At 70.2% G+C, this 1,368-nt stretch carries 2 protein-coding genes; both read left to right on the forward strand.

Translation table 11 applies throughout. From position 1 onward, the window contains the following. A partial coding sequence (locus MJD61_18600) for a hypothetical protein (GenBank protein MCG8557274.1) occupies positions 1 to 472 on the forward strand: 472 nt, incomplete at its 5' end. Next, the coding region (locus MJD61_18605) for a D-alanine--D-alanine ligase (GenBank protein MCG8557275.1) at positions 469 to 1,368 on the forward strand (900 nt) is incomplete at its 3' end. The genes MJD61_18600 and MJD61_18605, both read left to right, overlap by 4 nt.

Below are 1,368 nucleotides of genomic sequence, written 5' to 3' on the forward strand. Positions count from 1 at the left end.
CTCCCCCGCCGACATGGGCTTCAGCTACCGCCATTCCGGCATCTCCGACGAGCTGATCTTCCTCGCCGCCCGCCTGGCCGGCCGGGCCGACGCGCCGGCCGCCATCCAGGCCCGCATGAAGGAGATCCAGGAGGCCCGCCTCGACAGCCAGCCGATCGGCAACCGCACCGGCGGCTCGACCTTCAAGAACCCGCCAGCGGACGAGTCTGGCGGCCGCAAGGCCTGGGAGCTGATCGACGCCGCGGGCGGCCGCGGGCTGACGCGGGGCGATGCCCAGGTCTCCGAGATGCACTGCAACTTCCTGATCAACCGCGGCAGCGCCAGCGCCGCCGAGCTCGAGGAGCTGGGCGAGGAGCTGCGCCGCCGTGTCTTTGCCGACAGCGGCGTGCGCCTGGACTGGGAGATCCGCCGCATCGGACTTCACGCCGAACCAGCAGCAAGCGCAACGACTGTTGGAGAAGGTGAACCATGAGCAAGACGACACAGAAGATCTCGAGCAAGACGGTGGCCGTTCTGATGGGCGGCGTCTCGGCCGAGCGCGAGGTCTCCCTGGTGACCGGCAAGGCCTGCGCCGAGGGCCTGCGCGAGGCCGGCTACCAGGTGACCGAGATCGACGTCGGCCGCGACGTGGCGGCCCTGGTGGACGCGCTGACCCCGGCCCCCGATGCGGTGTTCAACGCCCTGCACGGCCGCTGGGGCGAGGACGGCTGCGTCCAGGGCATCCTGGAGCTGCTGCGCATTCCCTATACCCATTCGGGCCTGCTGGCCTCGGCCCTGGCCATGGACAAGCCGGTCGCCAAGCAGCTCTTCGAGGCCGCCGGCCTAGCCTGCCCCGAGGGCGTGGTGGTCGAGGTCGAGGACCTGGCCAAGGGCGATGCCCTGCCGCGGCCCTACGTGGTCAAGCCGGCGAACGAGGGCTCCAGCGTCGGCGTGCGGATCATCAAGAACGGCACCAACCTGCCGCCGGTCGACCTCGACCAATGGCCGCCGGGGACCAAGCTCATGGTCGAGAGGTTCATCGCCGGGCGCGAGCTCACGGTGGCGGTCATGGGCGACCGCCCCCTGGCGGTGACCGAGATCCGGCCGCGCGAGGGCTTCTACGACTACGAGGCCAAGTACACCGACGGCCGCGCCGACCACGTGATCCCGGCGCAGATCCCGGCCGAGATCTACGACCGCGCGCTCGAGATGGCGGTGACCGCTCACAAGGCGCTGGGCTGCCGCGGGGTGAGCCGGGCCGACTTCCGCTACGACGATACCGAGAAGGCGGAGGGCGACCTCTACCTGCTGGAAATCAACACCCAGCCCGGCATGACGCCGCTGAGCCTGGTGCCGGAGCAGGCCGCCTATCTGAACATTCCTTTCCCC

It is taken from the genome of Pseudomonadota bacterium (assembly GCA_022361155.1).
Taxonomy (GTDB): Bacteria; Myxococcota_A; Polyangia; order Polyangiales; family JAKSBK01; genus JAKSBK01.